General features: G+C 72.4%; 23 protein-coding genes and 1 riboswitch. Of the genes, 8 read left to right on the top strand and 15 right to left on the bottom strand.

Annotated features, from left to right (window positions below):
• Positions 1 to 34: 34 nt before the first annotated feature.
• The 3 genes from ACZ51I_RS01610 to ACZ51I_RS01600 all read right to left on the bottom strand — a co-directional run bounded on the left by ACZ51I_RS01610 (position 35) and on the right by ACZ51I_RS01600 (position 4,947).
• Positions 35 to 1,903: an anthranilate synthase family protein gene (locus ACZ51I_RS01610; RefSeq protein WP_468870792.1), complete on the bottom strand. Its 1,869-nt coding sequence runs from the start codon at positions 1,901 to 1,903 to the stop codon at positions 35 to 37.
• Between the two features lie 104 nt (positions 1,904 to 2,007).
• Positions 2,008 to 2,067, bottom strand: a complete 60-nt coding sequence (locus ACZ51I_RS01605; protein ID WP_361695931.1) for a trp operon leader peptide — start codon at positions 2,065 to 2,067, stop codon at positions 2,008 to 2,010.
• A 90-nt stretch (positions 2,068 to 2,157) separates the two neighbouring features.
• Complete coding sequence (locus ACZ51I_RS01600; RefSeq protein WP_468870790.1) at positions 2,158 to 4,947, bottom strand: N-acetylmuramoyl-L-alanine amidase; 2,790 nt, start codon at positions 4,945 to 4,947, stop codon at positions 2,158 to 2,160.
• 152 nt (positions 4,948 to 5,099) lie between these two features.
• On the opposite strand from ACZ51I_RS01600, the gene ACZ51I_RS01595 reads away from it, so the two are divergent.
• Together ACZ51I_RS01595 and ACZ51I_RS01590 are read left to right on the top strand one after the other, a co-directional pair.
• A complete protein-coding gene (locus ACZ51I_RS01595; RefSeq protein ID WP_468870788.1) occupies positions 5,100 to 6,452 on the top strand; it encodes a class II 3-deoxy-7-phosphoheptulonate synthase in 1,353 nt (450 codons plus the stop codon).
• Positions 6,453 to 6,575: 123 nt separating this feature from the next.
• Complete coding sequence (locus ACZ51I_RS01590) at positions 6,576 to 6,824, top strand: (2Fe-2S)-binding protein (protein WP_468871668.1); 249 nt, start codon at positions 6,576 to 6,578, stop codon at positions 6,822 to 6,824.
• A 4-nt stretch (positions 6,825 to 6,828) separates the two neighbouring features.
• Here ACZ51I_RS01590 and bfr read toward each other — a convergent pair whose 3' ends face one another.
• Complete coding sequence (gene bfr, locus ACZ51I_RS01585) at positions 6,829 to 7,305, bottom strand: bacterioferritin (RefSeq protein WP_030693948.1); 477 nt, start codon at positions 7,303 to 7,305, stop codon at positions 6,829 to 6,831.
• Positions 7,306 to 7,483: 178 nt separating this feature from the next.
• On the opposite strand from bfr, the gene ACZ51I_RS01580 reads away from it, so the two are divergent.
• Complete coding sequence (locus tag ACZ51I_RS01580) at positions 7,484 to 8,128, top strand: sulfite oxidase-like oxidoreductase (RefSeq protein ID WP_468870786.1); 645 nt, start codon at positions 7,484 to 7,486, stop codon at positions 8,126 to 8,128.
• Positions 8,129 to 8,146: 18 nt separating this feature from the next.
• Here the strand turns inward: ACZ51I_RS01580 and ACZ51I_RS01575 are convergent, their stop codons facing one another.
• The 6 genes from ACZ51I_RS01575 to thiO form a co-directional block, all read right to left on the bottom strand.
• Positions 8,147 to 8,764: a DUF4396 domain-containing protein gene (locus ACZ51I_RS01575; RefSeq protein WP_468870785.1), complete on the bottom strand. Its 618-nt coding sequence runs from the start codon at positions 8,762 to 8,764 to the stop codon at positions 8,147 to 8,149.
• Between the two features lie 84 nt (positions 8,765 to 8,848).
• Complete coding sequence (locus ACZ51I_RS01570) at positions 8,849 to 9,709, bottom strand: deoxyribonuclease IV (protein ID WP_468870784.1); 861 nt, start codon at positions 9,707 to 9,709, stop codon at positions 8,849 to 8,851.
• A 6-nt stretch (positions 9,710 to 9,715) separates the two neighbouring features.
• Positions 9,716 to 11,602, bottom strand: coding sequence for a Stk1 family PASTA domain-containing Ser/Thr kinase (pknB, locus tag ACZ51I_RS01565; protein WP_468870783.1), 1,887 nt, complete (start codon positions 11,600 to 11,602; stop codon positions 9,716 to 9,718).
• A 544-nt stretch (positions 11,603 to 12,146) separates the two neighbouring features.
• The gene (locus ACZ51I_RS01560; protein WP_468870782.1) at positions 12,147 to 12,941 is read right to left on the bottom strand and encodes a thiazole synthase; all 795 of its coding nucleotides are present in this window, start codon (positions 12,939 to 12,941) and stop codon (positions 12,147 to 12,149) included.
• A 5-nt stretch (positions 12,942 to 12,946) separates the two neighbouring features.
• Positions 12,947 to 13,147 (bottom strand): sulfur carrier protein ThiS, encoded by a 201-nt coding sequence (gene thiS, locus ACZ51I_RS01555; RefSeq protein ID WP_468870781.1) that lies wholly within the window; start codon positions 13,145 to 13,147, stop codon positions 12,947 to 12,949.
• Complete coding sequence (gene thiO, locus ACZ51I_RS01550; RefSeq protein ID WP_468870780.1) at positions 13,144 to 14,358, bottom strand: glycine oxidase ThiO; 1,215 nt, start codon at positions 14,356 to 14,358, stop codon at positions 13,144 to 13,146. Before thiO ends, thiS begins: the two co-directional genes overlap by 4 nt.
• A riboswitch (TPP riboswitch) is annotated at positions 14,356 to 14,468 on the bottom strand. It overlaps the preceding gene by 3 nt.
• Before the next feature lie 143 nt (positions 14,469 to 14,611).
• Between thiO and ACZ51I_RS01545 the strand changes: the two genes are divergently transcribed.
• From ACZ51I_RS01545 to ACZ51I_RS01525, 5 genes are all read left to right on the top strand, one after another.
• On the top strand, positions 14,612 to 15,784 hold the full coding sequence (locus ACZ51I_RS01545; RefSeq protein WP_468871667.1) for an NAD(P)/FAD-dependent oxidoreductase: 1,173 nt from the start codon (positions 14,612 to 14,614) through the stop codon (positions 15,782 to 15,784).
• Positions 15,785 to 15,827: 43 nt separating this feature from the next.
• Positions 15,828 to 16,193, top strand: coding sequence for an Rv2175c family DNA-binding protein (locus tag ACZ51I_RS01540; protein WP_468870779.1), 366 nt, complete (start codon positions 15,828 to 15,830; stop codon positions 16,191 to 16,193).
• Between the two features lie 111 nt (positions 16,194 to 16,304).
• Positions 16,305 to 16,958, top strand: coding sequence for a thiamine phosphate synthase (gene thiE / locus ACZ51I_RS01535; RefSeq protein ID WP_468870778.1), 654 nt, complete (start codon positions 16,305 to 16,307; stop codon positions 16,956 to 16,958).
• A 144-nt stretch (positions 16,959 to 17,102) separates the two neighbouring features.
• Positions 17,103 to 18,020 carry a methylenetetrahydrofolate reductase [NAD(P)H] gene (metF, locus tag ACZ51I_RS01530; protein ID WP_468870777.1) on the top strand — a complete coding sequence of 306 codons (918 nt, stop codon included), beginning with the start codon at positions 17,103 to 17,105 and terminating at the stop codon, positions 18,018 to 18,020.
• Positions 18,021 to 18,074: 54 nt separating this feature from the next.
• Positions 18,075 to 18,932 (top strand): hypothetical protein, encoded by an 858-nt coding sequence (locus ACZ51I_RS01525; RefSeq protein WP_468870776.1) that lies wholly within the window; start codon positions 18,075 to 18,077, stop codon positions 18,930 to 18,932.
• Between the two features lie 20 nt (positions 18,933 to 18,952).
• Here ACZ51I_RS01525 and ACZ51I_RS01520 read toward each other — a convergent pair whose 3' ends face one another.
• From ACZ51I_RS01520 to ACZ51I_RS01500, 5 genes are all read right to left on the bottom strand, one after another.
• The gene (locus ACZ51I_RS01520) at positions 18,953 to 20,362 is read right to left on the bottom strand and encodes a phytoene desaturase family protein (RefSeq protein ID WP_468870775.1); all 1,410 of its coding nucleotides are present in this window, start codon (positions 20,360 to 20,362) and stop codon (positions 18,953 to 18,955) included.
• 54 nt (positions 20,363 to 20,416) lie between these two features.
• Positions 20,417 to 21,064 carry a DUF4126 domain-containing protein gene (locus ACZ51I_RS01515; RefSeq protein ID WP_468870773.1) on the bottom strand — a complete coding sequence of 216 codons (648 nt, stop codon included), beginning with the start codon at positions 21,062 to 21,064 and terminating at the stop codon, positions 20,417 to 20,419.
• Between the two features lie 295 nt (positions 21,065 to 21,359).
• Complete coding sequence (locus ACZ51I_RS01510; RefSeq protein WP_468870772.1) at positions 21,360 to 21,968, bottom strand: TetR/AcrR family transcriptional regulator; 609 nt, start codon at positions 21,966 to 21,968, stop codon at positions 21,360 to 21,362.
• 19 nt (positions 21,969 to 21,987) lie between these two features.
• Positions 21,988 to 24,087 carry a YhgE/Pip family protein gene (locus tag ACZ51I_RS01505; RefSeq protein ID WP_468870770.1) on the bottom strand — a complete coding sequence of 700 codons (2,100 nt, stop codon included), beginning with the start codon at positions 24,085 to 24,087 and terminating at the stop codon, positions 21,988 to 21,990.
• The gene (locus ACZ51I_RS01500) at positions 24,059 to 24,988 is read right to left on the bottom strand and encodes an ATP-binding cassette domain-containing protein (RefSeq protein ID WP_468870768.1); all 930 of its coding nucleotides are present in this window, start codon (positions 24,986 to 24,988) and stop codon (positions 24,059 to 24,061) included. The genes ACZ51I_RS01505 and ACZ51I_RS01500 overlap by 29 nt, the downstream gene beginning before the upstream one ends.
• Between the last annotated feature and the right edge of the window lie 9 nt (positions 24,989 to 24,997).

Raw genomic sequence — 24,997 nt, 5'->3', positions numbered from 1 at the left:
GCCCCGGGGCGTGGCGAGAACATCCCGAGGACTCCTACACGAGGACGCCCGCGAGCAGGGAGGCGGTGAGCGCCGCCCCGTCCAGCGTGAGCACCGACTCCGGGTGGAACTGCACCCCGGCGAAGCCCGGCCCGCGCAGGGCGTGCACCTCACCGGTCTCCGCGTCCCGGCTCACCTCGATGCGGTGCAGCGCGAGCTCCGTCGCCGTCCGGTCGTCGCAGCGGGCGGTGAAGCTGTTGTAGAAGCCGACCGTCCGCTCCTGCCCGAAGAGGTCGATCCGCAGCTGGGCCCCCTGGAACGGGGTCCGCTTGCGGACGATGTCCAGGCCCAGTTCGGCCGCGATCAGCTCGTGTCCGAGGCAGACGCCCAGGAGACCGTGACGGTGCCCCCGTACGAGCTCCGCCGTCAGGCCGCGCAGGAAGCGCATCTTCGGGTCGGCGGCGTCCGAGGGGTTCCCCGGGCCGGGCCCCAGGACGACCGGACCCTCGTGGGCGAGCGCCAGCTCCCGCAGCCCCGGCTCGTCGTAGCGGAGCACCGACACCTCGAGGCCCGAGGAGCGCAGCACGTGCGCCAGCATCGCCGTGAAGGTGTCCTCGGCGTCGACCACGAGCGCGTGCCCGGCCAGCTCCGCCGACCGGACCTGCATCTTCAGCCAGAACGGCGCGAGGTCCGCGCGGCGCGCGTCGAGCGCAGCCCGCACCCGGGGGTCGTCGCCGAGCCGGGGCGCGGCCGGGCCCTCGTCGCGCGCCCGGCCCTCCCGTACCCCCAGAGCCGTCAGCACGCCCGCCGCCTTCGCGTGCGTCTCGGCGACCTCGCCCGCGGGGTCCGAGTGCCGCACGAGCGTCGCGCCCACCGGCACCCGCAGCCGGCCGTCGGCGGAGATGTCGGCGGTACGGATCAGAATGGGGGAGTCCAGGGTCTGCGCCCCGCTCTCGTCCGTGCCGAGCAGGGCCAGCGCGCCCGCGTAGTAGCCGCGCCCGCCGCTCTCGTGACGCTCGATCACCCGGCAGGCGTTCTGCACGGGCGACCCGGTCACGGTCGCCGCGAACATCGTCTCCCGCAGCACCTCCCGCACGTCCAGCGAGGACCGGCCGCGCAACTCGTACTCCGTGTGCGCGAGATGGGCCATCTCCTTCAGCCGCGGCCCGACCACCACCCCGCCCATGTCGCCGACCGTGCACATCATCTTCAGCTCCTCGTCCACCACCATGGAGAGCTCCTCGGTCTCCTTCCGGTCGGCGAGGAAGGCGAGCAGGTCCTCGGCGGTCGGCGCGGCACCGGCCGGGTAGCGGTACGTGCCGCTGATCGGGTTCATCACGACCGTCCCGCCCGACATCCGGACGTGCACCTCGGGGCTCGCCCCGACGAGCGTCCGGTCCCCGGTGTGCACGACGAACGTCCAGTACGCGCCCCGCTCGCCCGCCAGCAGCCGCCGGAACAGGGCGAGCGCGTCGGCGCGCCCGAAGCCCGGGATCTCACCGGTGTAGGTGCGCCGGATCACGAAGTTCGCGCCCTCGCCGGAGCCGATCTCCTCGTCGATGACCCGCCGCACGGTCTGCGCGTACGCCTCGTCGGAAATGTCGAACCCGCCGCCCTCCACCCGCACGTCATGGGCGGGCAGCTGCGCCAGGGCCCGGGCGAGCGGCAGTTCGTACGACTCGTCGGCGACGAGCACGGAGAGCGGGGTGCCGTCGTCCCGCACGTCGAATCCGCGCTCCCGGATCTGGCGGAACGGCACGAGCGCGAGCGCCGGCCGCGGCCCCACGGGCAGCTCCGCGAGGCGCTCGGCCTCGTGGACCCGGCCGATCAGCACCTCGACGGTGTCGTGGTCGCGGCCGGGGGTGCGCCGGCGCAGCAGGGCGAAGGGAGGGCAGGACTCGTCGAGGAGACGGGAGAGGTCCATGGGGCGTGTCGTTCCTTCCGGGGGTACGGAGAGGAGGAACGGCCCCGGGTACGAGAAAGGCCGCCCCTCGGGCGGCCTTCGCGTGTCAGTCGGTGTACGCGAGATCAGTGGGCCGCCGGATGAGCGGTCCACCACCAGTTCTGGATCTGCGACGCGTACAACATGCGAGCACTGTAACCCAGCCGGACACGGCAACGGGGCCCGGTCCGCACCATGGACGGCGCGAGCCGGGCCCCGAGGCCGGAGCATGCGGATCAGACGATCAGGTTGTAGCCCTGCCAGCCGCCGCCGACCTGCACCCGGGGGGCGTACGGGTTCGGGTAGCCGTTCGTGTTCTTGTAGAACCAGAGCACGCCGGAGCCGTCCCGGGCGATCAGGTCCGGCTGCCCGTCCTTGTCCAGGTCGCTCGGTCCGACCATGACGTTGTAGACGCCCCAGCCGCCGCCGACCTTGGCACGGGTGGCGTACGGGTTCGGGGAGCCGCCCGTGTTCTTGTACAGCCACAGCACGCCGGCCGTGTCGCGCGCGATCAGGTCCGGCTTGCCGTCACCGGTCATGTCGCCGGTGCTGATGAGCTCGTTGTAGACGTTCCAGCCGCCGCCGACCTTGACCCGGGTCGCGAAGGGGTTCGGGGAGGCGCCCGTGTTCGTGTACAGCCAGAGGACGCCCGAGGCGTCGCGGGCGATCAGGTCCGGCCTGCCATCGGCGTTCATGTCCCGCGCGCCGAGGAGCTTGTTGTAGACGTTCCAGCCGGCTCCGACCCGGAGGCGGGCCTTGAACGGCGTGCTCGGGTTGCCGCTGCCCTGGTAGTACCAGAGCACGCCGTCCTTGTCCCGGGCGACCATGTCCCCGGTCCCGTCGGCCCGCAGGGCGGTCATCGGCGTGATGGCGTTGTAGACCTGCCACCCGGGCCCGACCCGGTACTTGGCCAGGAAGGGAGCGGTGCCGGAACCGGTGCCCTGGTACTGCCAGAGGACGCCGGAGCCGTCACGGGCGAGCAGGTTGTAGCGGTTGGTCGCGGTGACCGGGGCGGCGCCCGACGCCTCCACGATGTCGCTCTGCTTCACCCAGACGATCTTGTGGTGGAAGCGGATGGGCACGAAGAGCGTGGAGCCGACGACGTTCTTCTGGGCGGACCCGAACCAGTCGTCGCCGTTCACCGCCGGACCGGCCTTCACATAGGCCTGGCCGGAGGCGAAGGTGAACTTCGACAGCGGGTCGTTCTCGTCGCCCGGCGCGGACAGTCCGGCCGCGGTGTAGGCGGCGGTCTCCGGGAAGGAACGGCCGAAGACCTTGGTCGAGGCGAGGCCCGACTTCAGCTTCACCGTCGTGGCGCCGGTCACCGGCGCGGTGTACTGACCGCCCGGGTTGTAGAACCAGGCCTTCTCGCCCGCGTACCAGATCGCCGTCCAGTCGGTGCGGGCCTCGGCGACGACGTACAGGCCGCCGGCGCGGACCTTGTTGCCGTAGTTCGACCCCTCGGACCAGAGCGAGGTGTAGTACGGGTCCTTCAGCGTCGTCGCGCTGGTCGAAGGCGACGTGTAGAGGTAGCCGAAGTTCGACGGGCGTGCCGGGACGGCCGTGCCGCCGGTGCTCAGCTGCGGCTGGTTCGCCGTGGTGAACGGCGGGACCACCCGGACCACCTGACCGGCCTGGAGGAGGCCGCCGGCGCCCTTGTCGCCCTGCGGGGCGCCGAGGAGGGACATGTAGTAGTTCCAGTCCCAGTACGGACCCGCGTCCCAGTGGAGGCTGGCGACGTCGCCGTCCGTCTGGAGCGCCACCTCGTCGTGGCCGATGATGTGCTCACGGTCGATGGGCACGCCGTACTTGGTCGCCAGGTACTTCACCAGCGCCGCGGAGGAGCGGTACTGCGGCTCGGTGTACCAGCTTCCCTCCTTGATGGCGAAGCCCTCGTGCTCGACGCCGATGGCGTGCATGTTGTGCGTCCAGTTGCCCGCGTGCCACGCCAGGTTCTTGTTCTCGAGCATCTGGGTGACCAGGCCGTCCGAGGCGCGGATCAGGTAGTGCGCGCTGCCCGGGACGTTCGGGTTGGTCAGAGCGTCGAGGGAACCGTCGTATCCGCCCTCGGTGTCGTGGATGACGATCTGGCGGATGCCCACGCCCTGGTTGGGGCGGTCACCGAGGGTGTAGTTGCGCTTGTTGGGGTTCGCGGGGTCCGTGCGGACCGGCACGAAGTTGCAGTTCAGACCCGAGGGGCAATCGACGGTCGGCGTGGCCGTGGTGCTCGCGAAGGTCGCGGCCAGCGGCACGTTCGCCGGCTTGACCGGCTCGACCGTGGGGTCGGCCGGCAGGGCGACCTGCTCGCCGTCGAGGGTGAGCGCCCGCTCACCGGTCCTGATCGAGTCGAAGACGCGCTTCGCGAAGAGGTCGGCGCCCTTCTTCTCGGGGGACTGGCTGTAGCGCGCCACCGCCGGGTACCAGTCGCCCGGGTCCTCCGACGGCTCGGCCCCCGCCTGCTTCTGGTACTCGGCCAGAAGGGCGGCGCCGGCGCGGATGGACGCGGCGGTGTCGTTCTGGACGCTCTCGGCGGAGCTGTCGATCAGCTCGGCGGCCTTGTCCAGGGTGTGGAGCCGGGGATCGTCGGTGTCGACGGCCGCCTTCTGCAGGATGCTCCGGACCTTCTCGCGGTCGAAGGTCTTCTCGATCTCCGGCCGGCCGGAGCCGTTGAAGTGCTCGATCTGCTCGTCGGTGACCTTCTGGTTGACGTCCTCCGGGTCGACCTTCGTCAGACCCATGACGTTGTACGCGCCGGTCGTGCTCGGCTCGCCGTCGTGCGACTCCCACCGGGTCTGCTGGTACGACACCGCCATCAGCACGCTCTGCGGCACATCGAACTCGCGCGCCGCGTTTGCGAACTGCGTCTGGAGGGAAGCGTCATCCCCGGGCCCGCCGTCGCCCGCCGCCCCGAGGAGGCTCGGGGAGGCGACCGCGAGGGTGCCGATGGTGGCGGTGGCGACGACCGCTGCCGCCGCTCCGTACAAGAGTCTCTTCTTCTTGCGATCCCTGCGGTGCCTCTGGGTCACGCCCACCCCTACCAACTCGACTTTGCTCTTGTTAAACGGGCCAGAGGGTAACACCACTCGGCGGGGAAGATCGGCGGCGGGCACTTCGGGCGCGCGTCTCAGCCACTGGGCAGTGGGACAGGACCGGACGAAGAACCCGTAATGTTGTGCAGGTGACCGTGAACGCTGATTCCCACGCCGTCGCCAAGGCGACCTGGCGAGACCTGCCCGCGGCGCAGCAGCCCGAGTACCCCGATGCCGAGGCTCTGCGCGATGTGATCGCGGACCTCGAGTCGTATCCTCCGCTCGTCTTCGCCGGCGAGTGCGACCAGCTGCGCGCCCGGATGGGAGCCGTCGCCCGTGGCGAGGCGTTCCTGCTCCAGGGCGGCGACTGCGCCGAGGCCTTCGACGGCGTGTCCGCCGATCACATCAGGGCCAAGCTCAAGACGCTGCTCCAGATGAGCGCCGTCCTCACCTACGCGGCCTCCGTGCCCGTCGTGAAGGTCGGCCGGATCGCCGGCCAGTACTCGAAGCCCCGCTCCAAGGGGACCGAGACCCGGGACGGCGTGACCCTGCCGACCTACCGCGGCGACTCGGTCAACGGCTTCGACTTCAACGAGAAGGCCCGTATCCCGGACCCCGAGCGGCTGAAGCGGATGTACAACGCCTCCGCCTCCACGCTCAACCTGGTCCGCGCCTTCACCACCGGTGGCTACGCCGACCTGCGCCAGGTGCACGCCTGGAACCAGGACTTCGTGAAGTCGTCCCCCTCGGGCCAGCGCTACGAGGCGCTCGCCCGCGAGATCGACAACGCCCTGAACTTCATGAAGGCCTGCGGCACCGACCCGGCCGAGTTCAAGGCCGTCGAGTTCTACGCCTCCCACGAGGCGCTGCTGCTCGACTACGAGGGCGCCCTGACCCGTACGGACTCGCGCACCGGCAAGCTGTACGACACCTCCGGCCACATGGTCTGGATCGGTGAGCGCACCCGCCAGCTCGACCACGCCCACATCGAGTTCGCCTCGCGGATCGCGAACCCGATCGGCATCAAGCTGGGCCCGACCACCTCGGTGGACGAGGCGCTCACCTACATCGACCGTCTCGACCCCGAGCGCGAGCCGGGCCGGCTGACCTTCATCGTCCGCATGGGCGCCGACAAGGTCCGCGACAAGCTCCCCGAGCTGGTCGAGAAGGTCACCGCCTCCGGCGCGGTCGTCGCCTGGGTCACCGACCCGATGCACGGCAACACCTTCGAGGCCGCCTCCGGCCACAAGACCCGCCGCTTCGACGACGTGCTCGACGAGGTCAAGGGCTTCTTCGAGGTCCACAAGGAGCTCGGCACCCACCCGGGCGGCATCCACGTCGAGCTCACCGGTGACGACGTCACCGAGTGCGTGGGCGGCGGCGACGAGATCTTCGTCGACGACCTGCACCAGCGCTACGAGACGGCCTGCGACCCGCGACTCAACCGCAGCCAGTCGCTCGACCTGGCCTTCCTGGTGGCGGAGATGTACCGCGATCAGTAGGTGGCTTCCTACGACGACGGGGCACGGATCGCTGTGATCCGTGCCCCATCGTCGTATCCGGGGCTGTCGGGGCTCCGGGGTGCCGGGTAAGGTTAGGTTAGCCTTATGGAGTCCCGGTGGGAGGTGAACCGCGTGTACGTCTGCTCATGCTTCGGTGTCACGGAGAAGCAGGTCAAGGAGCATGCGGACGCGGGCGCGTGCACGCCTCGCCAGATAGCCTCCGCCTGCAAGGCCGGCACGGACTGCGGTTCCTGCGTCCGTCGCATTCAGGCCATTCTGGGGCGTGGCAACTGCCCGCGACGCGAGCTCCTGGACCAGGGCATGCCCGCCCTGACGACGGAGACGGTCGCGGAGCTCCGGGAAGCCGCCTAGGCGGCTAGCTGGGCTGCTCGATGAGCGTCGAGACGTACAGCGCCTCGCCCAGGGACTCGATCAGCTCCAGCTGCGTGTCCAGGTAGTCGATGTGGTGCTCCTCGTCCGCGAGGATCTCCTCGAAGAGGTTGGCGGACGTGATGTCCCCCTTGGCGCGCATGACCTCGATCCCACGCCTGAGCCGGTCGATCGCCTCCACCTCGACCTGGCGGTCCGCCTGGAACATCTCGGTGATCGTCTGGCCGACCCGCACGTGGAAGAGCCGCTGGTAATTGGGCAGGCCGTCGAGCATCAGGATGCGCTCGGTCAGCTTGTCCGCGTGCTTCATCTCGTCGATGGACTCTTCGCGGGTGTACTTGGCGAGCTTCGTCCACCCCTTGTTGTCCTGGATGCGGTAGTGCAGCCAGTACTGGTTGATGGCCGTCAGCTCGCCGGTCAGCTGCTCGTTGAGGAACTCGAGGACCTCGGGGTCGCCCTGCATCGCTTCAGGATCCTTCCACGCTACGTGTCTACGCCGTCACTAGGCGGGATGGCCGCATCCTCGCACCCCGAATGGGGGGCGTCCAGTAAGTGCAGGCTTAGTCGGACTTGCCCGAATCGGGTCGCCCGGGTGGTCGCCTGGTCATGACCACCCCTCGCCGTCTGTCACCATGGATGACATGGGTCAGCCGGAGAGCGGAGTACACCGGGAAGCGGGTCAGCCGGATCGTTCGCCCAACCTTCCGCCGGGGCAGCGGCTCCAGCGCGGCTGGCCGGTCACCCATTACGGGCCCGTCCCCAAGTTCAAGCCGGACCGCTGGGAGTTCCGCGTCTTCGGGGCGACGGCCGACGGCGACAAGCGGTGCTGGAACCACGAGGAGTTCTCGGCCCTCCCGTTCTCCACGGTCGTGGCCGATCTGCACTGCGTCACGAAGTTCAGCATGCTCGGGGCCGAATGGGGCGGGGTTCCCGCCCGCACGGTCCTGGAGCTCGCTCCGCCCGCGCCCCATGTGACGCATGTGATGGTCTGGGCCGAGTACGGCTACAGCGCCAACATGCGCCTCGCCGACTTCGCCGCGGACGGTACGATCTTCGCCACCCACAAGGACGGGGAGCTGCTCACCGCCGAGCACGGCTTCCCGCTGCGGCTCGTCGTCCCGCACCTGTACGCCTGGAAGGGGCCCAAATGGGTCCGGGGCGTGGAGTACATGGCGGCCGACCGCCGGGGCTTCTGGGAGGAGCGCGGCTACCACAACCTCGGTGACCCGTGGACGGAGCAGCGCTACTCGTACCAGGAGGAACCGGGAGACGGCCCGGAGCTGTAGCCGCTCCGGACCGCCTGTTCAGTGGTGGTACTGGTGGACCACCGCGTGGCCCTTGCCACGGCCGATCATCCACTTGTTGACCGGAGTGGTCAGCACGAAGGCGACGCCGAGCGAGATCGCGAGCACGATCCAGAAGAGCGGATCGTCGAGGTGCGCGTCCATGGCGCCGGGCCAGAGGGCGATGACGCCGTTGTCGACGAGTTCCATGACGGTGATGGAGAGGGTGTCGGCGGCGAGGGCGACCTTGAAGGCCGTCCTGAAGTCGACGCCGGCGGAGAGGATGCCGCGCAGGGTCAGTGCGTAGCCGAAGAAGAAGGCCAGGATGATCGCGAGGACCATCGTCGGCAGGTTGCCCCAGCCGAGCGCGGTGCCGATGATCATGCCGAGGACCTCGCCGATGGCGCAGCCGGTGAGGCAGTGCAGAGTGGCCTGGGCGGCCATGCCCCAGGAGACCGCGCCGGGGGTGTGGTGGTGCCCTGCGTGGCCAGCTTCGTGACCTGAGTGATCCGAGTGTGCGGTGTGGCCCTCGTGGGCGCCGTGACCCGGGTGGGTCTCGTGGCTCTGGTGGCTCCGGTGCCCGGCGTGACCCTCGTGGTCCTCATGGCCCTCGTGGTGTGTATGCGCTTCGTGCTCCATGGGTGCCCCAGCCTCGAGTAGCGGTTTCAGCCGTCGATGACGGGAACCGCATACCCCCCTAGGGTATTCCTCAAGAGGAAATGATCACCGTCGGCGCTCGCGGAGCTTCTTCAGGAGCTCGATGTCGGCGACGTGCCCCTCCTTGCCGCCGGGCGTCTCGATGACCAGCGGTACGTTCTCGGTGGCCGGATGGCGCAGGAGGTCACGGAAGGCCTCCTCCCCTATGTGACCGGCGCCGATGTTCGCGTGCCGGTCCTTGTGCGCGCCGACGACGTCCTTCGAGTCGTTGGCGTGGATCAGTTTCAGCCGCCCCTCGCCGACCGTCTCCACCAGCAGGTCCAGCGTCTGTGCCGCCCCGTGCGGGCCCGTCAGGTCGTGCCCGGCCGCGAAGATGTGGCAGGTGTCGAGGCAGACGCCCAGCTTGGGGTGACGGTCGAGCGCGTCGAAGTACGGGCCGAAGTCCCAGGTCCGCGAGCACAGGGAGGACCCCTGGCCCGCCGTCGACTCCAGGAGCAGGTACGGATCGTCCGCGTGCGTCAGCTCGTCGAGGAGCGGCAGCAACCGCTCCCGCACCTGGGCGAGGGCCACCTCGCGCGGCCGGCCGCCGGTCGCCGAGCCGGTGTGCACCACCACGCCCTTCGCGCCGATCTCCCGGCCCCGGCGCAGGGAGTGCCGCAGGGACTCCACCGACTTCTCCACGGTGGCCTCGGTGTGGGAGCCGAAGTTGATCAGGTACGGGGCGTGCACCCAGGCCGAGATCGACCCGGCCTCGCACTCGGCACGGAACCGTTCGTCCTGGGCCGGGTTGCCGACGGGGGTCGCCCAGCCGCGCGGATTGGCGACGAAGACCTGCACGGTCTCGGCGCCGAGTTCGCGGGCGTAGCCGAGGCCGGTCGTGGCGAGGCCACCGGCCACGGGGACATGGCCGCCGACGGGGTTGCGCATGAGTCTCTAGAGTCCCTTGATCGTGAGGGTGATGGTGGAGCCCTCGGGCGCGGTCTCGCCGCCCTCGACGGACTGGCTCGCGACCGTGTCGCCGAGATAGGGGAAGGACTTCTTGACCTCCACCTCGAAGCCCGCGTCCTCCAGGGTCGCACGCGCGTCCGCGGTCGACTCCTCGGTCACGTCCGGGACCTCGACGAGCTTCGGGCCCTTCGAGACGGTGAGCGTGATGACGTCGCCCTCCGCGGCGCGGCTGCCCCCGGCGAGGGACTGGGCGGCGACGGTGCCGGCGTCCTCCAGGGAGTTGATCCGCTCCGGGGCGACCTCGACGGTGAGCCCCTCGTCCTGGAGGAGGGCCGTGGCGTCGGCGACGGTCTCGCCGCTGACGTCGGGCACGTCGATCGGAGCGCCCTTGCTGACGACCAGGGCGACGGCCGAGTCGGGGCCGCGCTCGGTGCCGGGCTCGGGGTCGGTGCTGATCACGGAGCCCTGTGCGACGGAGTCGCTGAACTCGTGAGTGACCACCCCGGGGGCCAGGCCCTCCTTCTTCAGGGCGCGCCTGGCCTCCGCGAGGGGCTTGTTCCGGACGTTGGGCACCTTCACGATCTCCGGGCCACGGGAAAGCGTGAGGGTGACCGTGGCGTTGCCCCGGACGCGCTCGCCGGGGGCGGGGTCGACGGCCATGACCGTGCCGCGCTCGTACACGTCGCTGAAGGCGCGCTTCGTGGCGCCTACGTCGAGACCGGCGTCGGCGAGACGTTTCGTCGCGGCGCCCTCCGACTGGCCGAGGACGGCGGGGACGCGGGTGAACTGGCCGGAGTTGATGTACCAGACGCCGGCGCCGAGACCGAGGGCGAGCAGGACGGCGGCGACGACGAGGAGCGGGCCGCGCGGGCGCCGCCTGCGGGCGGCGGGCGGTGCCTCCGGGGCGGGCAGCCGGTTGGTGTGCTCGGCCGCCGCGGGTACGGGGCGGGCGATCACGCTCGTCCGGTCCTCCGCGGTGTTCCGGGGCTCGGACCGCGCCAGCGGGGGAGCCGCGTCCAGCTGTTCGTCGCCGAGTCCGGCGCGGGCCTTCCGGACGAGGGCGAGCAGGGCGACGGCGTCGTCCGGGCGGGCGTCGGGGTTCCGGCCCGTGGCGGCCGCGACCAGGCCGTCCAGCTCCGGGGCGAGCCCGGGGACGCCGGCGGACGGGGCGGGGACGTCGGTGTTCAGGTGCTGGTAGAGCACCTGGGCCGGGGTGTCGCCGGAGTGCGGCTTGGCGCCGGTCAGCATCTCGTACAGGACGACCCCGCAGGCGTACACGTCGGCGCGGGTGTCGGCGGTGCCGTGTTCGATCTGCTCCGGCGCGAGGTACGAGACGGTGCCGAGGACCGAGCCGGTGGTGGCGGTCGCCGAGCCCACGGCCCGTACGAGACCGAAGTCGGCGACCTTCACCCGGCCGTCATCCCCTATCAGGACGTTCTCCGGCTTCATGTCCCGGTGCACGAACCCGGCCCGGTGCGCGGCGCCGAGCGCGGCGAGCACCGGCTCCAGGATGTCGAGCGCGGCACGGGGCGTGAGGGCGCCCCGCTCGCGCAGGACGTCGCGGAGGGTGCAGCCGGCGACGTACTCCATCGCCAGGTAGACGTACGCGCCCTCGGCGCCCTGGTCGAAGACGCCGACGACGTTGGGGTGCGCGAGCCGGGCGACGGACTTCGCCTCGCGGATGAACCGCTCGACGAAGACGGCGTCGGCGGCGAGCGCGGGGTGCATCACCTTGAGCGCGAGGACGCGGTCGAGGCGGGTGTCGACGGCCCGGTAGACCGTGGCCATCCCGCCGACGGCGATGCGCCCGTCGACGCGGTAGCGGCCGTCGAGCAGCCGCCCGACGAGGGGGTCCTGAAGGGTCGTGTCCACGGCGACGAGTCTACGAGCCGGGGGTGGGGGGCCCGCGCGGCCGGCCGCGACTGCAGCGCACCTGTGACGAGCGCCTCGCGTCCGTGGGGGCCCACCCACCCGTGTGGGCAGGCGTCCCGCAGGGCGGGACGGGTGGGCACACGGGACGGCGCCCTCCGCGGCGCCTCCGCCTTCCGCGCTTGGACCCGCACCCAGCGGCGCCGCACTCGCGGTGCGGGTCAGGGCGCGGGAGCCTAGGCCCGGCAAAGGGGCGCCGTCCGTCGTGCCCACCCGTTCCGCCCTGCGGAACGACTGCCCACAACGGCGTGGGCGGAGGCGCCGCCCCGGGTGAAGCGACTGCCCACAACTGGGTGAGCGCCGTCCGGGCGGGTGGGCGGCGCCCCAGCCCCGCAACAGGGTGAGCACCGCCCCGGCGGACCGGCGCCCACCGAGGGGCTACCGCCCCGGCGGACCGGCGCCCACCGAGGGGCTACCGCCCCGGCGGGACCGGCGCCCACCGAGGGGCCACCGCCCCGGCGGGGCCGGCGTCCGCCACGGGTGGGCGTCAGAAGGCTGGGCGTTCCGGGTCCAGGTGGGGGCGGCCCTCCGGCGGGGACGAGGCTTCCGCGAAGTGGCGGCGGGGGATGCGGCCCGCGCGGTGGGCCAGGCGGCCCGCCGCGACCGCGTGCCGCATCGCCGAGGCCATCAGCACCGGCTCCTGCGCGCGCGTCACCGCCGACGCCAGCATCACCGCCGCGCACCCCAGCTCCATCGCGAGGGCAGCGTCCGAGGCCGTTCCCGCGCCCGCGTCGAGGATCACCGGCACTCCCGCCCGTTCCACGATCAGCTGGAAGTTGTGCGGGTTGCGGATCCCGAGGCCGGAGCCGATGGGGGAGCCGAGCGGCATGATCGCCGCGCAGCCCACGTCCTCCAGCTTCCGGGCGAGGACCGGGTCGTCGTTGGTGTAGGGGAGGACCACGAAGCCGTCGTCGACCAGGGTCTCGGCCGCGGCGAGGAGCTCCTCGCCGTCCGGCAGGAGGGTCCGCTCGTCCGCGACCACCTCCAGCTTGATCCAGTCGGTGCCGAGCGCCTCCCGGGCCAGCCGGGCCGTGAGGACGGCCTCGCCCGCGGTGTAGCAGCCCGCCGTGTTCGGCAGGACCCGGATGCCGAGGCGCTCCAGGACGGAGAGGACCGAGCCCTGGACGGTCGGGTCCAGGCGCCGCATGGCGACCGTCGTCAGCTCCGTACCGCTGGCGGCGAGGGAGCGTTCCAGGACGTCCAGGCTGGGGGCGCCGCCGGTGCCCATGATGAGCCGGGACGAGAACTCCGTACCGCCGAGGGTGAACACGTCGTCGGACATCGCGCTCAGCCTCCCTGCACCGCGGTGAGGACCTCCACCCGGTCGCCCTCGCCGAGCAGCGTCGTGGCCCACTCGCCACGCGGCACGACCGTCTCGTTGAGCGCCGCCGCGACCCCGGAGCGGGCCGCGGTCAGGGTCGCCACCAGGGCGTCGAGGGAGAGGGGGCCGGAGAGCTCGCGGGTCTCTCCGTTCACGGACACGTTCATGCGGGCTGCTCCTGACGTACAGGGGAGAAACGGCGGGGGGTGAAGGGGCGCGCCTCGTCGGGGAGGACGCCCGTGGCGAGCGCCTCGGCCATGACGTCGCCCGTGACGGGGGTGAGCAGCACCCCGTTGCGGTAGTGACCGGTGGCCAGGTGCAGGCCGGGCAGGGCGCTCGGCCCGAGGAGGGGGGCGTTGTCGGGGGAGGCCGGGCGCAGACCGGCCAGGGTCTCGGTGAGCGGCAGTTCGGTGATCCCGGGGACGAGCTCGTGCGCGTCGCGCAGCAGCTCGTACACGCCGCCCGCCGTCACCGTGGTGTCCCAGCCCAGCTCCTCGCTCGTGGCGCCGACGACGAGCTCGCCGTTCTCGCGGGGCACGAGGTAGACGTGGCTGCCGCGGACGACGGCCCGGACGGTGCGGGAGAGGAAGGGGGCGTACGCGGGCGGCACCCGCAGCCGGAGGACCTGGCCCTTGACGGGCCGGACCGGAGGCAGCACCTCCTCCGGCACGCCCGCGAGCCGCCCGCTGAGGCTGCCCGCGGCGAGCACGACCTGGTCGGCCGTCAGCTCCGCGCCCCCGGCGAGCACGGCGCCGCGCGCCCGGTCCCGCACCACCGTGAGCCGTTCGGCGAGCGCGCGGTGGAAGACGACCCCGGCCCGTTCGCAGGCGCGCAGGAGCGCGGCGGCCAGCCGGCGCGGGTCGACCTGGTGGTCGCCGTCGACCCGCAGCCCGCCCCTGACGCCGGGCGCCAGCATCGGTTCGAGGCGGCGGCACTCGCGGCCGCTGAGCCACTCCGAGACGAGCCCGCAGCGGGTCTGCAGGGCGTGCAGCTCGCGCAGATGAGCCCGGTCGTCGGCGTCGAGGGCGACGGCGAGGGTGCCGCAGGCGCGGTAGCCCACGTCGTGGCCGCAGGCCTCTTCCAGTTCGGTGACGAACGCGGGATAGCGTGCGGCGGATGCGAGGTTGAGCCCGAGCAGGGTCTCCTCGCCGTAGTGGAGTTCGGTGACGGCGGCGAGCATGCCGGCCGCGACCCGCGCGGCCCCGCCGCCCGGGTCCGGGTCGACGACGGCGGTGCGCAGTCCGCGCTGCGCGGCCCGCCAGGCCGTGACCAGGCCGATGATGCCGCCTCCGACCACGAGGACGTCGGACAGACGGACATCGGACGCGTGGAGACCGGCCCCACGGACGTCGGACACATGGACCTCGGAAGAACGCATGGGCGTCCAGCCCCTCCCTTCGCCGGCATGACCCGGATCAGGTTCGTACGGTCGGAGGCCGGCCAGCCTCCCTCTCAGCCCGGTGCGTCCGGGCTCCCGCGAGTGCTTTACGCCCGCCAGACTAGCCCGCGCCGCCGGGGGGCCGCAGACCCCTCCCTCACCCCGCCTTACTGACGTCCCGTCAGATGCGTAAGGTGGTCGGGTGAGCGAGCAGAAGCAGGCCCAGCAGCACGTCGTGATCGTCGGCGCCGGAATGGCGGGCGTCCAGACCGCCGTCGCCCTGCGCGAGCAGGGCTTCACCGGCCCCGTGACCCTCATCGGGGCCGAACCCCACCAGCCCTACGACCGGCCCCCGCTCTCCAAGGCCGTCCTCCTCGGCAAGGCCGAGGACTCCGCCTTCGAGATCGACTTCGAAGAGCTCGGCATCGAGCTCCGTCTCGGCCTGGACGTCACCGGGCTGCGCGCCGCCGACCACGAGATCGACACCGAGGCCGGGCCCGTCGCGTACGACATCCTGGTCGTCGCCACCGGAGCCCACCCCGTCACCCTGCCCGGCGCCGAGGGCGTTCCCGGGGTCCACCTGCTGCGCACCCTCGACGACGCCGTGCGCCTCGGGCCCGTCCTGGAGCGCCGGCACTCCGTCGTGGTCGTCGGCGCCGGCTGGATCGGCGCCGAGTTCGCCACCGCCGCGCGCGAGGCGGGCTGCGCCGTCACCGTCGTCGAGGCCGCCGACCGTCCCCTCGCCGGATCGCTGCCCGCCGAGGTCACCGCCCCCATGGCCGAGTGGTACGGGGCGAACGGCGCCGAACTCCTCACCCACGCGCGCGTGGACACCGTCGAGCCCGGCGAACCCGGCCGTGTCGTCCTCGACGACGGCCGCCAACTGCCCGCGGACGCCGTCGTCGTCGGCATCGGCGCCCGCCCCGCCACGGGCTGGCTCACCGGCTCCGGCGTCGCCCTCGACCCCAGCGGCGCCGTCACCGCGGACGACCGGCTGCGCACCTCCCTGCCCGACGTGTACGCGGTCGGCGACTGCGCCTCCTTCCCCTCCGCCCGTTACGGGGAGCGCCTGCTGGTCCACCACTGGGACAACGCGCTCCAGGGCCCCCGCGCGGTCGCCGCGGCGATCACCGGCGCCGGCGACGCACCCTACGACCCGGTGCCGTACTTCTGGTCCGAGCAGTTCGGCCGCTTCGTCCAGTACGCGGGACACCACGCGGCCGCCGACGAGCTGCTCTGGCGCGGCGACCCGGCCGACGAGGCCTGGTCGGTGCTCTGGCTGCGCGACGGGGTGCCCGTGGCCCTCCTCGCGGTCGGCCGCCCGCGCGACCTGGCCCAGGGCCGCAAGCTCATCGAGGCCGCCGTGCCCGTCGACCCGGAGCGCGCCGCGGACCCGTCCGTCCCCCTGAAGGCGGCGGTCCGGTAGGGCCCGACTACCGGCTGTCAGTCCGGGATGGCAGGCTTGTCCCGTGACCAAGATTGACGCAAAGATCGATGCGCTCGTCCCCGCCTGGCTCTACGTGCCCGACATCGCGGAGATGCTCGATGTCCAGGTGACGCGCGTGCGACAGCTGATCAACGAGGGCCAGCTCATCGCCGTGCGCCGCGGACCCAACAACGCCCTGCAGATCCCCGCCGCCTTCATCCAGGGCGACAGGATCGTCAAGGGCCTCGTCGGCCTCCTGACCGTGCTGCGGGACGACGGCTTCACCGACGAGGAGATGCTGGAGTGGCTCTTCACTCCGGACGAGAGCCTGCCGGGCACGCCCGCGCAGGCGCTCAACGAGAACCGCGGCACGGAGGTGAAGCGCCGCGCCCAGGCGCTCGCCATCTGACGCCCGCGCGCTGACGCACGCACCGAAGACACCACCCGCGGGTGTCGCGGCACCCGCCCCCTCACGGGCCGGGCGCCGCGGCGCCGGCGCACGAACGGGGGGAACCCACCCATGCCCACGCCTCGTGAGCGGCTCGCCGACGCCCGGCTCTACCTGTGCACCGACGCCCGGAAGCGCCAGGGTGACCTGCCGGCCTTCCTCGACGCCGTGCTCTCCTCCGGCGTCGACATCGTGCAGCTCCGCGACAAGGGCATGGAGGCCGGTGAGGAGCTGGAGCACCTCGCCGTCTTCGCCGAGGCCGCCCGCCGGCACGGCAAGCTCCTCGCGGTGAACGACCGGGCCGACGTCGCCCACGCCATCGGCTCCGACGTGCTCCACCTCGGCCAGGGCGACCTGCCCGTGCCCGCCGCCCGCGCGATCCTCGGCGAGGAGGTGCTGGTCGGCCGTTCCTGCCACGCCGAGACCGAGGTCGCCGCGGCGGCCGCCGAGCCGGGCGTGGACTACTTCTGCACCGGCCCCTGCTGGCCCACCCCCACCAAGCCCGGACGGTACGCGCCGGGTCTCGGCCTCGTGCGGTACGCGGCGGGCCTGGCCCAGGAGCGGCCCTGGTTCGCCATCGGCGGCATCGACGAGACCAACCTCGACGAGGTCCTGGACGCGGGCGCCCGCCGGATCGTCGTCGTCCGCGCCATCACCGAGGCCGCCGACCCGGCCGCCGCGACCGCCGCCCTCGCCAAGCGCGTCCGCGAGCGCGCCGAAGCCTGAAGACGAGGGCCCACCGAAGGTCCCGTCCCCGGGGCCGGGCGGGTTGGAGGACGCCTTTCCGGGCCGTCCGACACGTGTCCGAAAATGTGTCCAACACTCGGACGGCGTTCACGCGGCTCGCCACCCCGCGTCTAACCTGCCCGTATGGCCCTTGGTACCGCTTCCGTCCGATCGGACCGTGCACGCACGGTCCGCGAGATCCTCGCTGCCGGTGACACGTCGTACTCCTTCGAGTTCTACGCGCCCCGGACCGAGAAGGGCGAGCAGGGCCTCTGGAACGCCATGCGCAGGGTCGAGGCGGTCGGTCCCAGCTTCGTCTCCGTGACCTACGGCGCCGGCGGCTCCACCCGCGGCGGCACCGTCAAGGCCACCCAGAAGATCGCCTCCGACACCACCCTCACCCCCGTCGCGCACCTCACGGCGGTCGACCACTCGGTCGCGGAGCTGCGCAACGTCCTCGGCCAGTACGCCGACGCCGGCATCCGGAACATGCTGGCCCTGCGCGGCGACCCGGCGGGCGACCCGCTGGGCGAGTGGATCGAGCACCCGGAGGGCGTCAAGTACGCCGCCGACCTCGTCCGGCTGATCAAGGAGTCGGGAGACTTCTGCGTCGGCGTCGCCGCCTTCCCGGAGATGCACCCCCGCTCCACCGACTGGGACACGGACATCCGGCACTTCGTGGACAAGTGCCGCGCGGGTGCCGACTACGCGATCACCCAGATGTTCTTCGACCCCGAGAACTACCTGCGGCTCCGCGACAGCGTCGTGAAGGCGGGCTGCGAGACCCCGATCATCCCCGAGGTCATGCCCGTCGTGAACGTGAAGACCCTCGACCGGCTGCCCCAGCTGAGCAACGCCACCTTCCCCGCGGACGTGAAAGAGCGCATCCTCGCCGTCAAGGACGATCCCGCCGCTGTACGCTCCATCGGTATCGAGTTCGCGACGGAGTTCTGCGCGCGTCTGCTTTCCGAGGGTGTCCCCGGACTGCACTTCATCACGCTCAACAGCTCCACCGCGACGCTCGAGATCTACGAGAATCTCGGACTGCACCAGCAGTCGTGACCGGTCGTACCCGCCCCGACCCGCGGCGGTGACCGTGGAGAGGGGCGGCGGGGCATGGGGTGGACGGTCCTCTACATCGCGTTCGGCGTGGTCGCACTGTGGCTGCTGGGGGAGGTGCTCCTCCAGTACAAGGCGCGGCTGCGCTGGCGCCTGCTCGCCTTCGGCGGCTTCCTCTGCGTGGTCCTGGGCGTCCTGCTGCCCTCGGTCCTCGTCATCGTCGCCGGGGCCGTGGCCTTCGCCGTCGGCCAGACCTATGTGACGCTCTCCTTCCGCCGCGGCTTCTCCACCGGCTGGGCGATCGGCGGCAGCCCGGGCGCGAGCCGCCGCCGCAAGGCCGCCGCCCCGGCCGCGGCCGGACCCACCCTTGAGGTCACCGAGCTCTCCTACGACTCCGTGGACCCCGCATACGGAGCGGAGGACGGTCACGTCCCCCTGCCCGAGACGGCCGCCGAGACGACGGCGGTCTACGAGCCGCAGCCGATGCCGGAGGACACCGGCCAGTACGGGATCTACGACGCCGGCGGCCGGGGCTCCGGCACCGGCCACGGCACGGGGTACGACCCCTACGCGCCCGGGTACGAGCAGCAGCCGGCCTACGAGCAGCCCTCGTACGAGCAGCAGCCCCCGTACGAGCAGCCCGGCTTCGCGCAGCAGCCGGCCTACGACTACGGCGCCGCCGCGGGGCAGCAGCAGTACGCCGCGTACTCCGACCCGTACATCGGCCCGAGCCCCGACGGCGGGCAGTACGCCCCGTACTACGGCGACCCGTACGCCCCCTCGTACACCTACGACACCCCGCCCGGCGGCGTCTGGGTCCCGCAGCAGCGCGACACCGAGCCCGACCCGCAGCCGCCGCATGCCCCGTACGGCTACGAGCCGCACCCGGACGACCAGCAGCAGTACCGCTACTGAGCGCCCGGAGCTCCGCGGCCTTACTGGGAGCCGCGGAAGTCCGCGCCCTCCACGATGAGTCCGGCGACCAGCGCGCCGGACATGCCCGCGTGGGCGAGTCCGCCGCCCGGGTGCGACCAGCCGCCCGCGAAGTACAGGCCCGGCAGCGGGGAGCGGTTGGCGGCTGGCAGGAGCAGACCCCGCGCCCCGGCGAGCGCCGGCCCCGGCACCTCGGCGGCGCCCGTGTCCCGCCGGACGTCCTCCGGGGTGCGGACGTGCCGCCACAGCAGCCGCTCCGCGAGCCCGGGGACCGCCCGCCCGGCCGCCTCGACCATCAGGTCCGCGAGGGCCTCCCCGTCCGGCTCCGGGGTGGTGGGGACGGTCGCCGTGACCGTCACCGACTCGTGCTCCCCGTCCGGGCGCAGCGCCGGGTCGTCCGGCCGCAGCACGGTCACGGTGGGCCGCCCGCCCTCCGCGTGCACGACGGTCCGGTGGACCGCGTCCGCCTCCCGGGGGCCGCGCAGGGCCAGACAGACCGTCACCCGGCCCGTCCCGGTCACCTGGTGGCGAGGCACCTCCTGGCCGTGGTGGAGCGCCGGCACCGGGGCCCCGGACACCACGTGGTCGGCCTCGACGGCCTCGCCGTCGGCCAGCCGGACACCGGCCGCCCGGCCGTCCTTCTCCACGACGGCCTCGACCGGCGTGTCGAACACGAACTCCACGCGCCGCTTCCGGCACCGCTCGTACACCGCGTCGGCGAGCGCCCGCAGCCCCCCGCCCACGTACCAGCTGCCGAAGGTCTGCTCCATGTACGGCAGGACGGCGGCCGAGGCCGGGGCGGTCACCGGATCGAAACCGTACGACCACGCGTACGCGTCGAGGAGCGCCGCGAGCCGCGGGTCCCGCAGTTCCCGGGCCCCGACCTGGGCGAGCGTCGTCGTCGGGCGCCGCAGCAGGCCCGCCCTTAGGGCCGGGTACGGCTCACGGGCCAGCGGCGCTGGGTCGGCCGGCTGCGGCTCCTCCAGGAGCGGGCGCCGCGTCCGGTCCCATGCCTCACGGGCCCGGGTCAGGAACTCCCCCCAGCGCTCGCCCGCACCGGCGCCGAGCGCCGCGTCCAGGGCGGCGACCGTGCCGGCCCGGGAGGCGTTCGGCAGGTCGACACGGGTGCCGTCGGCGAAGACATGACGGGCCGCCGGATCGACCTGCGTCAGCGAGACGCACTCCTCGAGCGGCTCCTTGCCGGTCTTCACGAACAGGTCCCGGTAGACCGCGGGCAGATGCAGCAGCCCCGGTCCCGTGTCGAAGGCGAAGCCCTCGCGCGTGAACCGGCCGACCGCGCCGCCGTACGTCGCCCCCCGCTCGTACACCGTCACCCGGTGGCCGGCCACGGCCAGTCGGGCCGCCGCCGCCATGGCGCCCAGTCCCGCGCCGATCACCACAATCCGTGCCATGCGGGCGAGCCTATCCGGCGCGTCCGACACCGGCCGAAGCCCGGTCGGCCGGGGTCAGAAGTGGTCGGACCGGCCGTCCGGCGGTCCCGGGGCCCGAGGGCGCGCTCCCAGGGCCACGAGCCGCTTCTCCTCCCGCCGCTGGGACCTGCGGCGCCAGAAGCGGCGGATCCGCTGCGCGAGGAAGACCAGTATCGCCAGGCCCCCCACGAGCAGGACGGCCGCGATGACCGCCGCCGCCAGCGGATGGAAGAGCGCGAAGGTGACGAGCGCGGCCACGCCGAGGTCCTCCGCCAGGCTCAGCGCGACGTTCGAGAACGGCTCCGGCGAGGTGTTGACCGCCATCCTCGTCCCGGCCTTGACGAAGTGACTGAGCAAGGCGGTCGAGCCGCCGACCGCGCCGGCCGCCAGCTCGGGCAGCGAACCGTTCTGCCCGGCGAGCAGGGCGCCGACGACGGCGCCCGCGACCGGCCGGATCACGGTGTGGACGGAGTCCCATATCGAGTCGACGTACGGAATCTTGTCCGCCACCGCCTCGCACAGGAACAGCACGGCCGCCGCGACGAGGACATCGGTGCGCTGCAGGGACTCGGGCACCTCGTCGGTCAGCCCGGTCGCGCCGAAGACGCCGAACAGCAGGACCACCGCGTACGCGTTGATCCCGCTCGCCCAGCCGCTGGTGAAGACCAGGGGGAGTACGGACACGCCCGTGATCGTAACCAGGACTGAGTACCCGTACCTAGAGGCCGAGATGAGTAGGCGCGCGGATGGGCCGGGGACCGGCCGGAGGAGAGAGTGGAGTCCACGGAAGGGGCGCGGCTCCGGTACCGCCGGCACGGGGCTGCGGAACGGGGCCGCGCACCTGCCGGCACGGGGGTGCGAAAGGGAAACGGCCGGTGCGGCGAGGCTCGGGGGGATCGAGCTTCACCGCACCGGCGTTTTCGTGCCCTACGCGCGCGAGCTTCACGGCATCGGCGTTTTCGTGCCCTACGCGCGCGTGTCAGCGGCCGCCGACACGCCCGTGCAGCAGGCGGGAGAGCGCCGCGTGCACGTCGTCCAGCGAACGCTCGCTCTGGAAGGCCTGCCAGTCGAGCGCCGCCACGAGCACCATCCCGACCAGCGCGGCCGCCGTCAGCTGGACGTCGATCTCCTCGCTCAGCTCGCCGGCCGCCACCCCCTCGCGCAACACGTCCTCGACCACCGCGACGGCCTCCTGACGCACGACCAGGAGGGTGGAGTTCCAGGCCCGGTTGGTGCGCCAGAGCTCGGCCACGTACAGCTGGGTGAAGGCCGGGTAGCGGTCGATGAAGACGAGGCCCGCCCGGATCATCGCGTCCAGCGCGTCTATCCGGCTGCCGCCGCGCTCGGCGGTCTCCTCGGCCGCCGAGCGCAGGGAGGCGGTGAGCAGCGAGACGCCGTGACGCAGCAGCTCCTCGAAGAGCTCGGTCTTGCTCTTGAAGTTGTAGTAGACCGTGCCCTTGGCGACGCCGGCCCGCTCGGCGATCTCGTCCACCGTCGTCGCGGAGAAACCCTGCTCCGCGATGAGGGTGACGGCCGCCTCGTAGAGCTTGGTGCGGGTGGCCTGACGTCGGGTGCTGCTGCTGTCCATGGCGTCGATTCTCACAGGTTCAGAGCGACAGTTCGGGGTGGAGCCGGTCGAGCGTCCACACCTGCTTCTTCCGCGCCGAGAGCGCGGTCAGGGCCAGGGCGCCGACGGTGAAGGCCGCCAGGACCGCGCAGGCCTGCCAGACCGGTCCGATCCCGCCGCCCGTGATCAGCCGGCGCAGCGCCTCGACCACGTAGCTCATCGGCAGGAACGGGTGGACGGCGTTGAAGAAGGCCGGGCTGGTCTGGACGGGATAGGTGCCGCCCGCCGAGGTCAGCTGGAGCATCAGGAGCGCGAGCACCAGGATCCGGCCCGCCGCGCCGAAGCGGGCGTTGAGCCACTGGATGATCGCGGCGAAGCAGCAGGTGACCAGGGCGAGGAAGCCGACCGTGCCGGCGGCCCGCGTCATCTGGAGGCCGAGGCCCCAGTGCAGGACGGACATCAGGGCCGCGACCTGGAGGACACCGATCGCCGCGACCGGCAGCCAGCCCGCCAGCGCGATCCGCCAGGCGGAGGCGCCCGCCGCGAGGGCGCGCCGGTTCAGCGGCTGGATGAGCATGTACGCGACCATCGCGCCGACCCAGAGGGAGAGCGGGATGAAGTACGGGGCGAAACCGGTGCCGTAGTTGGGGGCCTTGTGCAGCGACTGGGAGGCCAGCTTGACCGGGTCGGCCATGACCTCCGTACGCCGGTCGCGGTCCTGCCGGTCGTAGTCGGGGATCTGGTCGACCCCGTCCTTCAGACCGGTGGCGAGGGTGCCCGAGCCGTCGGCCAGCTTGAACAGACCGCCGTCCAGGGCGCCCGCGCCCTTCTTGAGCTTGCCGACACCGGTGTCGAGGCTGACCGAACCGGTCTTCGCCTCGGTGATGCCGGTGTGCAGCTGGTCCGCGCCCTTCGCGACCTTCTGCGCGCCCGTGTTGAGTTCGTTGATCTTCCGGATGGCGCCCTCGACGTCCTCGTCGAGGTGCGGGGCGCGGGCGGCCAGCTCGTCGGCCTCCTTCTTGAGCTTGGCCAGGCGTGCGTCCAGGGTCTTCAGGTCGTCGCTGTTGTCCTTGGTGAGCTCGTGGACGTCGTCGGCGATCGTGGCCACGTCGTCGGCGGTGACCGAGGCCTTCCGGAGCTTCTCGCAGACCCTGGGGTCGAGCGGGGGAACGGTCGCGGGGGCCTCCACGCAGAGCTCGCGGTGCAGCTGGGCCAGGCCGTCGTCGGCCTTGTGCGCGGCGGTGCGGACCAGGGGCGCGCGCCTGACCAGGTCGTCCAGGTTGTGGCGCGCGGCCGTGGCCGAGTCGGAGACGAGGCGGGCGGTGTCGCGGATCGACTTCCCGTTGTTCGCGAGGTACGGCCGGACCTTGTCCGCGGTGCCGTTCACCTTGTCGGCCAGGGTCTGCGTGCCGTTCGCGACCTTGCGGGAGCCGTTCTCCAGGTCCTTGGCGCCCTTGTCGAGCTTCTTCAGGCCGCTGGCCAGGTCACCGCTGCCGGCCTTGGCGTCCGTGAGGCCGTCCGACAGGCTCTTGGAGCCCTTCTTCGCCTTGTCCACGCCCTGCTTGAGGTCGGCCGCGCCCTTTGCGGCCTTCGCGGTGGCGTCGTGGATGTCGGAGAAGGAGATGAAGATCTTGTCGAGGAAGCCGCGCGAGGACTTCGTGGAGGCCGCGGTGCGCACCTCGGAGAAGACGGTCCGGGAGATCTGGCCGACGATGTAGTTGTTGGCGTCGTTCGTCCGCACCCGGAGCGCGCCGGTCTCGGGGGAGTCGCCGGAGCTGGAGGCGACACGGGTGCTGAAGTCCCCGGGCATGGTCAGGGACAGGTAGTACGTCCCGTCCTCCACGCCCGCGCGTGCCTCGGCGTCGCTCACCTGGTGCCACTCGAAGGTCTTGCTCTCCAGGAGCCCCTCGGTGATGTCGTCACCGGCGTGGATCTCCTTGCCGCCGGCGGTGGCGCCCCGGTCCTCGTTGACGAGGGCGACGGGGATCTTGTCGAGCCTGCCGTACGGGTCCCAGAACGAGTACAGGTACAGGGCGCCGTACAGCAGGGGCAGCAGCAGGATCGCGACGAGCGCGGCGCGCGGCAGCTTTCCCCTGCCGAAACGCTTCAGCTCAAGCGCGGCCAGTTTCGGCGAGCGCATCGGCCGCCCCCTCCTCGGTCGTGGCGTCGGTGGTGTCGGTGGTGTCGTCTTCGGTGGTGTCGGCCGTGTCGGCGGTGCTGTCGCCGGGCGCGGCGTCCTGGGCGGCGCCTGCCTTTTCGGCGGCGCCTGCCTCCTCGACGGTGCCGGTCTCCTCGGCGGTCGTGCCCTCGGGGTCGTCCGCGGTGCTCTCGCCGGAGAGCGTCGTGATCCGCAGGGCGTCCTCGGGGGCCTGGCTGCAGACGGCGAGGACCGTCGTCCCGGAGGCGGCCAGGGAGCGCAGCAGCGCCCAGGCCTCGGCGCGATCGGCGTCCGAGAGCTTCAGGTCCGTGTCGTCCACGGCCAGCAGCCTGGGGCGGCCCATCAGGGCGAGGGCGAGCGAGAGCCGCAGGGCCTCAAGACGTTCCAGGTCGCGTACGGAGGTCCGCTCGCCCTTCGGCAGGGCGTCGAGGTCGAGGCCCGCGGCCCGCACGGCCTCATCGATCCGGGCCCTGGAGGCGGCCGCCCGCTCGGCGGGACGGCGCAGGAGCGCCCGTACGGATCCGTCGTAGCGGCGCTGGAGCAGGGCCCGCTCGCGCAGGTGCTCGGCGACGGTGAAGGCCGGGTCGAGCTCGCTGACGCCCGGGACCTGGCCGAGCGCGCTGATCCGGCGCACGGCCGCCATCTTGCGGGGCAGCGGGAGGCCGCCGACCTCGGCGCGCCCCTCCGTGGCCTTCATCCGGCCGGTGAGCGCGAGCAGCAGACAGGTGCGTCCCGAGCCGGAAGGGCCCTCGATCGCCACCAGCGCGCCGGGCTCGGCCCGGAAGGAGACCTCCCGGAAGGCCCAGCCCCGCGGTCCCTTCAGTCCGAAGCCGTCCACGACGACGGCGGCGCCGTGCGGCTGTTCCTCGGTTTCCGTGCTCACGGACTCACC

This window comes from Streptomyces sp. NPDC034084, assembly GCF_055575535.1.
Note: the sequence above shows the minus strand (reverse complement) of the source record. Positions and strands in the feature narration are given on the sequence as shown.

What these genes read in the sequence shown, in the direction of transcription:
- ACZ51I_RS01610 (WP_468870792.1), bottom strand. Translation starts at nt 1,903, where the DNA reads ATGGACCTCTCCCGTCTCCTCGACGAGTCCTGCCCTCCCTTCGCCCTG.
- bfr (WP_030693948.1), bottom strand. Translation starts at nt 7,305, where the DNA reads ATGCAGGGCGACCCCGAGGTCCTCGAGTTCCTCAACGAGCAGCTGACC.
- ACZ51I_RS01580 (WP_468870786.1), top strand. Translation starts at nt 7,484, where the DNA reads ATGGGTCAGCCGGAGAGCGGAGTACACCGGGAAGCGGGTCAGCCGGAT.
- ACZ51I_RS01575 (WP_468870785.1), bottom strand. Translation starts at nt 8,764, where the DNA reads ATGGAGCACGAAGCGCATACACACCACGAGGGCCATGAGGACCACGAG.
- ACZ51I_RS01570 (WP_468870784.1), bottom strand. Translation starts at nt 9,709, where the DNA reads ATGCGCAACCCCGTCGGCGGCCATGTCCCCGTGGCCGGTGGCCTCGCC.
- ACZ51I_RS01560 (WP_468870782.1), bottom strand. Translation starts at nt 12,941, where the DNA reads ATGTCCGACGACGTGTTCACCCTCGGCGGTACGGAGTTCTCGTCCCGG.
- thiS (WP_468870781.1), bottom strand. Translation starts at nt 13,147, where the DNA reads ATGAACGTGTCCGTGAACGGAGAGACCCGCGAGCTCTCCGGCCCCCTC.
- thiO (WP_468870780.1), bottom strand. Translation starts at nt 14,358, where the DNA reads ATGCGTTCTTCCGAGGTCCATGTGTCCGACGTCCGTGGGGCCGGTCTC.
- ACZ51I_RS01545 (WP_468871667.1), top strand. Translation starts at nt 14,612, where the DNA reads ATGGCGGGCGTCCAGACCGCCGTCGCCCTGCGCGAGCAGGGCTTCACC.
- thiE (WP_468870778.1), top strand. Translation starts at nt 16,305, where the DNA reads ATGCCCACGCCTCGTGAGCGGCTCGCCGACGCCCGGCTCTACCTGTGC.
- metF (WP_468870777.1), top strand. Translation starts at nt 17,103, where the DNA reads ATGGCCCTTGGTACCGCTTCCGTCCGATCGGACCGTGCACGCACGGTC.
- ACZ51I_RS01525 (WP_468870776.1), top strand. Translation starts at nt 18,075, where the DNA reads ATGGGGTGGACGGTCCTCTACATCGCGTTCGGCGTGGTCGCACTGTGG.
- ACZ51I_RS01520 (WP_468870775.1), bottom strand. Translation starts at nt 20,362, where the DNA reads ATGGCACGGATTGTGGTGATCGGCGCGGGACTGGGCGCCATGGCGGCG.
- ACZ51I_RS01510 (WP_468870772.1), bottom strand. Translation starts at nt 21,968, where the DNA reads ATGGACAGCAGCAGCACCCGACGTCAGGCCACCCGCACCAAGCTCTAC.
- ACZ51I_RS01505 (WP_468870770.1), bottom strand. Translation starts at nt 24,087, where the DNA reads ATGCGCTCGCCGAAACTGGCCGCGCTTGAGCTGAAGCGTTTCGGCAGG.